At 70.2% G+C, this 6,567-nt stretch carries 4 protein-coding genes and 1 tRNA gene; 2 read left to right on the top strand and 3 right to left on the bottom strand.

Annotation, left to right across the window (positions count from 1 at the left end; translation table 11 throughout):
* Window positions 1–17: 17 nt before the first annotated feature.
* A tRNA-Met gene (locus MKK49_RS04260) sits at window positions 18–94 on the top strand.
* Window positions 95–297: 203 nt separating this feature from the next.
* Window positions 298–2,361: a M23 family metallopeptidase gene (locus tag MKK49_RS04255; RefSeq protein ID WP_409565016.1), complete on the top strand. Its 2,064-nt coding sequence runs from the start codon at window positions 298–300 to the stop codon at window positions 2,359–2,361.
* A 41-nt stretch (window positions 2,362–2,402) separates the two neighbouring features.
* Here MKK49_RS04255 and MKK49_RS04250 read toward each other — a convergent pair whose 3' ends face one another.
* The 3 genes from MKK49_RS04250 to MKK49_RS04240 form a co-directional block, all read right to left on the bottom strand.
* Window positions 2,403–3,791 carry a methyl-accepting chemotaxis protein gene (locus MKK49_RS04250; protein ID WP_244026810.1) on the bottom strand — a complete coding sequence of 463 codons (1,389 nt, stop codon included), beginning with the start codon at window positions 3,789–3,791 and terminating at the stop codon, window positions 2,403–2,405.
* A gap of 214 nt (window positions 3,792–4,005) precedes the next feature.
* Window positions 4,006–6,243: a sensor histidine kinase gene (locus tag MKK49_RS04245; protein ID WP_244026809.1), complete on the bottom strand. Its 2,238-nt coding sequence runs from the start codon at window positions 6,241–6,243 to the stop codon at window positions 4,006–4,008.
* Window positions 6,240–6,542, bottom strand: a complete 303-nt coding sequence (locus tag MKK49_RS04240; protein ID WP_244026808.1) for a SelT/SelW/SelH family protein — start codon at window positions 6,540–6,542, stop codon at window positions 6,240–6,242. Before MKK49_RS04240 ends, MKK49_RS04245 begins: the two co-directional genes overlap by 4 nt.
* Between the last annotated feature and the right edge of the window lie 25 nt (window positions 6,543–6,567).

Below are 6,567 nucleotides of genomic sequence, written 5' to 3'. Positions count from 1 at the left end.
ACGGCAAAACACCCTGGCGCGGGGTGGAGCAGCCCGGTAGCTCGTCAGGCTCATAACCTGAAGGTCACAGGTTCAAATCCTGTCCCCGCAACCAAAAAACCAACACCAGAAAGCCCCCGACCCGAAACGGTCGGGGGCTTTCTGCTGTCTGCTCCATCCCATGGCGCGTCTGGTCGGCACGCTGCCGTCGCCTCACTCTCGACATGCTGACCTTCGACATCCTAGATCCGGTGGGGGAGGGGCCTTTTCGATCCCGCTCGCCGGTGATGCCAAAGGTTCTCTCGCAAGGGTTCTTTCGTGAAGCGCGGTCGTCTCAAGATCGGCCATCCGGCCCAGACTCAGGACGGGCGCCCCGTGCCGCGGTTCCACAATGGGATCGAACCGCCCCTCGACCTCCTCGGACCCGACGCGCCGCGCATCGATCGCCGCGAGGTCAACCTGCGCTGGCTCTGCGCCAGTACCCTGACGGGCCTGACCGGGGCCGGCCTCATCGGTGCCGCGATCCACGTGTCGTTCCAGAGCGACATCTCGTTCGCCGCAATCCCCGAGCGAGCCGCGGTGGTCGTCCGCCCGGCGCCGAGCGACGACGAGATCGCCCTGGCCCGCAAGGGCGACCGCCTCGTGCGAAACCTGATGATCGCCTCGGCCAAGCAGAGTTTTCGCGCGCCCGTCACCGTACGCCTGGCCGACCGGGAGATCATCAAGGTCCGGCCCTTCGTCCGCGTCTCCACCGCCCTGTCCATGACCACGGGGGTGTTCGCCGCCGAGATGCCGCGCTTCGATCCGATGAAGTTCACCTCCGACGAGCCGTTGGAGCGCGCACCGGACCCCGGTATCGCCGAGGGCCCGGGCGGCGAGGTCTCCGTCGTGAAGCAGGACCTCGCCGGCCTCGCCGTCGAGGCCGGTGCGCCCGCCCTGACGGACGATGATGTCGCCGCGCAGGTCGAGGAGGAACGCAGGCTCACGGCGGAGGCCGGCCGGCGCAGCGCCGTGCCGGTGGCACCGCAGATCATGCTGTCGCGCACCCTTCAGCACGGCGGGGGGGCTTCGGATTTCGAACCGGCCCAGCCCGTCGGCGGTCCCAGCCCGTTCCAGTCCATCGACGTCCTCGTGGTGCCCGAGAACGTGACGCGGCTCGCCAAAGTCGGCCTGCGGGCCGGCGACGCCCCCCTCGTCGACGAGCGCGACCTCGCGCTCAAGCGCGGCGAGGGCCTCGAGGCCGTGCTGCGGGGCACCGGGCAGGCCAGCGAGGACCAGATCCGCGGGATCGTCGCGGCCCTCGGCGGACGCGGGCGGATCGGCGAACTCACCGAGGGCCAGCAATTCCGGCTCCAGATCGCGCCCGGCCCCAAGCCCGGCGACCCGAGGCAGGTGACGCGGCTCATCCTCTACGGCGAGGGCGGCATCGAGGCCATCGCGGCCATCAACGATCGCGGCGGTTTCGTCTCCGTGGCGCCCCCGACGGAGGGCGCGCCCTCGCCCAAGGTTGCGGCCAAGGTCGAATCGTCGGGAGAGGACGAGGAGGAGGACGGCGGCTCGGGTCCCCGGCTCTACCAGAGCCTCCAGGAAACCGCGGCCCGGCACGAGCTGCCGCGCACCACCGTCGAGGATCTCGTGCGGATCTTCGGCTACGACGTCGATTTCCAGCGTCGGATCTCACCCGGCGACGCCCTCGACGTGTTCTATACCTTCGACGAGGATGCGGGGCAGACGGCCTCCGAGCGGCCGGAACTGCTCTACGCCGCGCTCAACCTCGGCGGTGAATCGCGCAAGGTCTACCGCTTTCAGTCCCCCGACGACGGCACCATCGATTACCTCGACGAGCAGGGCCGCTCCCTCAAGAAGTTTCTCATCCGCAAGCCCATCGCCGACGGCATCATGCGGTCCGGCTTCGGCTACCGGCGCCATCCCGTCCTCGGCTATGCCAAGCTCCATACGGGCGTCGACTGGGCCAATCCCATCGGGACGCCCATCGTCGCGGCGGGCAACGGCACCCTGATCAAGGCGGATTGGGATTCCGGATACGGCCGCCGGATCGAGATCCAGCACATCAACGGCTACGTGACCACCTACAATCACATGTCGCGTTTCGCCCGCGGGATGACGGCCGGGGCGAAGGTGCGGCAGGGCCAGGTGATCGGCTACGTCGGCTCCACCGGCCTGTCGACGGGCGCCCACCTCCATTACGAGGTGGTCATCAACGGCCACTTCGTCGATCCGATGAAGATCCGGGTTCCGCGCGGCCGTGAACTCGACGGGCGGATGCTGGCGGAATTCACCCGGCAGCGCGAGCAGATCGATGGCGTGATGCAGAAGTCGCGGTCCGCGACGGCGATGGCGCAGCGCGACACCCTGCGCTGATCGCCTGTCCGGTCGGCGCCGCCGCCGCCGCGCCTTCGAGATCAGGCGGCGGCGGACTCGCCGAGCATGATCCGGGCGGTGTCGAGCATCGTCTTCATGGCGTCCGTGGCGCTGCGATAGGCCGGGGTCCCCACGTCCCAGTTCTGCGCCGCGAGGGCCGTGATCATGCGCTCGGCCTCCTCAAAGGCCTTGGCTTCGGCCTTGAGGAGATCCGGCAGGGCGGGATGGGTGGCGAGGGGGCCGGCGCGCAGGAGCCCGGCGAGGCTGAGTCCGTCGTTCCACGGCAATCTGGCGAGGCCGCGGTCCGGCTCGGCCAAACCGACGAGGACGCGGGCGAGCTTGCGCTTCCAGGCGCCGATATCGGCCGGCAGGCGCACGAGGGCGTAGGCCGGAAGGGTGCGCGCGCCCGTGTCGAGGGCCTTCTGGCCGAGGGCTTCGGCCTTGACCAGGCGCTTGGTGATCTGCTCGATCTCCTCGTGGGTCTTCGAAGCCTTGCCGGCGATGTTCTGGACGCTGGTGGAGATCTCCGCCGTCGCCTGGCGCTGCTGGCCGAGCATGTGCGCGATGGCCCGGTTGAGTTCGCTCGCCTCGCCGATGCGATCGTTGGCCTGCGAGACCCGGGTCTCGAGGCCGTCGACGATGGTCCGGCCGGCGGCCACGGCGCTGCGGCTCTCGCTCACCGCCTGGGCGATGGACCCCATCTCGACGGTCAGGGTGGTAAGGAGCGAGCGGATTTCCCCCGTCGATTTGGCGGTCTGGGCGGACAGGGATTTCACCTCCGCGGCGACGACGGAGAAGCCGCGCCCGGCTTCGCCCGCCCGCGCGGCCTCGATGGTCGCGTTCAGCGCCAGGAGATTGGTCTGGCTCGAGATTGCCGCGATGGCGGTGGCCATCACCTCGATCTGCGCGATGGCGCGCTCGAGCACCACCACGCGGTCAGCGATCTGGATCGTGCGTCCCTCGATCTCCTGCATGGCGCCGCGGGCCTGGCCGCCATCGGCGATGCAGCTCTGCATGGCGGACAGGGCGTCCTCGGCGACCTTCACCACCGTATCGGACGTCTGAGCGACCTCGGCGATGGAGGCGGCCATCTCTTCCGTGGCGCCCGCGATGGTCTGGGTCGCGCGGGCGACCTCACCGACGTCGTAGGTCATCCATCCGGTGTTGGTCGCGGCCTCCGAGGCTTCCCGCGCCACGCGGGCGGTGCTGCCGAGCGCCCGGAGCGTCGTGCGGTCGGCATCCGCCTGGAGACGGCCGAGGGCGGTCTTCAAGGGGCCGTCGGGCAGATCGACGGCGCCGAGGTCCTGGGTCGCCATCAAGCGTTCGACGGCACGGGTCAGACGGATGTCTTCAGCGAGAGGTGTGGCTTCTGGCGTCGATTCGGCGACGGGGCGGTTCTTCGAGAACCGTGTCAGGGGAAGACCGAGCATCGAGGGACGTCCTGTTGGCAAGGCGTCAGTGATAGATTCGCCCGATTAAGACTCACTTAATGGGCGTAATACCTTTGTACCGACTTTTCTCGTTCGCAGGCATCACGGTTTGTGCCTAGAAGTTGTGTCGGGTGCTGTGCAATATTCTTACGAAAACAGAATGATGCGCTGCGGTAGAGCGCGTGATGATGGTCGAGGCACAGCTTTGGCGGTGCTACGCTCCGGCTTCGTGCCGGCCCGGCAACGGAAGATCCGTCAGACCGGCCCTTCGCTCCAGGAGGGTGGGGGGCGGAACCGGTGCCGAAATGACGCAGACCACGCCGCTTTCCTCGAACAGAAGTTGCACGTCGCCGGCCAGATCGCGGGCGAGGCTGCGCTCGATCAGGCGCGAGCCGAACCCGGTCCGGGTCGGCGGGACCACGGGCGGCCCCCCGCTCTCGCTCCAGCGCAGGCGGAGGTGGACGTCCGGGTCCCGTGCCACCGACCAGGTGATGGCGACGCGGCCGCCTTCGCGGGACAGGGCGCCGTACTTCACCGCGTTGGTGCCGAGCTCGTGCAGCGCCATGGCGATGGAGAGGGCGAAGCGCGGCGGCAGGCGCAAGGGGGGCCCGGTGACGCCGAAGCGTGAGCCCTGGCCGTCATCCGCGTCGAGGGGTGCGATGGCGTCGGCCACCACGGTCCCGAGTTCGGCCCCCTCCCAGCTCTCGCGGGTGAGGACGTCGTGGACCCGCGCCAGGGCGAGGAGGCGGGCCTCGAAGGCGGCCCGGGCGGACGCGGCCTCGTCGCCCTCCAGGCGGCGCAGGGACTGGCCGGCGATGGATTGCACGGTGGCGAGGGTGTTCTTCACCCGGTGGTTGAGTTCGTGGATGAGGAGAAGCAGGTGCTCCTCGGCGCGCTTGGCGTCGGTGATGTCGACGTTGCAGCCGGTGTAGCCGAGGAACGCCCCGGTATCGTCCTGGCGCGGCACGCCCTCGCAGCGGAGCCAGCGGACCCGGCCGGTCCGGTCGACGACCCGGACCTCGCCACGGAACGGCTCACGGGCGTCGAACGCCTCGCGGAACAGGCTCGAGAAGGCGGGAAGATCGTCGGGATGGATGATCCTGTGCCAGCCGTCCCCGGCCAGGGTGTGGGCCGCCTCGCCGAACAGATGTTCGAAATGCATGTTGGCGAAACTGATCTCGGCCGTCTCGTCGGTCATCCAGATCAGGGCCGGGGCCGAATCGGCCATGTGGCGGAACCGCGCCTCGCTCTCGCGCAGGGCGCTGAGGCCGCGCTCGGTCTCGGCGAGGGCCCGGTCGCGCTCGGCGCTGCGGGTCCGCAGGCGGATGGAGGCGTCGGCCAGGACCTCGCCGAGGCGGCGGATCTCGTTGATCGGCGAGGTGATGCGCGGGATCGCCTCGCCGCGCGCCAGGGCGGGGCCCGTCGCGGCGAGGCGCCGGAGGGGCCGCGCCACCCGCGACCACAGGCTCAGGGCCAGGATCGACGAGGTGGCCAGGACCAGAAGCCCGAAGCCGCAGAACGCCCAGATCCAGCCGTGCAGCCGCGCGTCCACGAGGGATTGCGGGATCACGGCGCCCACCGTCCATCCGGTCAGCCGGGCCCGCGCCTCGACGACGGTGACGGGCCGCATCTGGCGATCCTTGCCCTCCCAGACCCCCGCGGTATCCGTCTGCTTCTGACGCAGGGTCCCCAGGCGCGGACGTCCCACGATGGCGGCCGGATCGGGGATGCGGGCCATCACGACGCCGTCCCGGTCCGAGATGCCCGTCATCCACCCGGCGACGCTCTCCCGGGCGACGAGGGCCTGCAGGCGGGCCACCGGCGCGCTGAAGCTGAGGATGTAGGCGATGTCGCCCTCGACGGACACCGGCACCGCGATGGCGTAGGTCGCCGCGTTCGGGCTCGCCCCGTGCAGGAGACCCGACACCATGGCGCGCTGGGTGCCGGCCGCGATCTCACGGTCGAACGGCAGGCCGCCCTTCGGCAGCGGCGCGCCGGGCGGGACCGCCGTATTGACGAGCTGCTGCCCGTCGGGACGCCGCAGGAGGAGGTCGAGCCCGACGGCATCACGCACGAGGCGGGCCTGGGTGTCGAAATTCGCGAACTCGGCATCCTTCAGGCGCGGCGAGGTCGCCAGGGTCTGGAGCACGGAGACGAGACCCGCCGTATCCCGGTCCACCGAGAGGGCGATGCCGCGCACGTTCTCCCGCGCGTCCTGCTCGAACCGCGCCCGCTCGGTGCCGGCGTAGCGCACGAGCAGGATCGCGGTGAACAGGAGGCCCGGCCCGATCAGGGCGACGACCAGGGCGACGAGGTAGACCTGCGTCGAGACATCCCCGCGCCAGAGGGCCGGGAGGAAACGGCCGAGTCGCCGCGACCGCCGCCGGAATTGCCCGAGCGGCGTCTTCCCGGCCGCCTCCGTGCCGCCGTCCTGCGGTCCGGACGCGCTCATGGGCGGTCGAGATGGCCGAGGTCGCGCGCCGGGCTGATCCGGTCGCGCACCCGCTGCTTGAGGGCCTTCACGTCGGGAAACCCGCCGTCGCGGGACCGGTCCCACAGGATGTCGCCCTCACAGGCGATGACGAACACGCCGCCCGTGCCGGGAACCAGCGCGACTTCGCCGAGGTCGTCCCGAAACGTGGAGAGCAGTTCCTGGGCCATCCAGGCCGCACGCAGGAGCCACTGGCACTGCGTGCAGTAGGTGATGGAAACCCTCGGTTTCGCGGCCGGGGCGTGTGGTGTTCCGTCCATGCCCGGCACAGCGCACCGAACCTCC

Origin of the sequence: Methylobacterium sp. J-090, assembly GCF_022829345.1 — a bacterium.
GTDB lineage: Bacteria > Pseudomonadota > Alphaproteobacteria > Rhizobiales > Beijerinckiaceae > Methylobacterium.
Note: the sequence above shows the minus strand (reverse complement) of the source record. Positions and strands in the feature narration are given on the sequence as shown.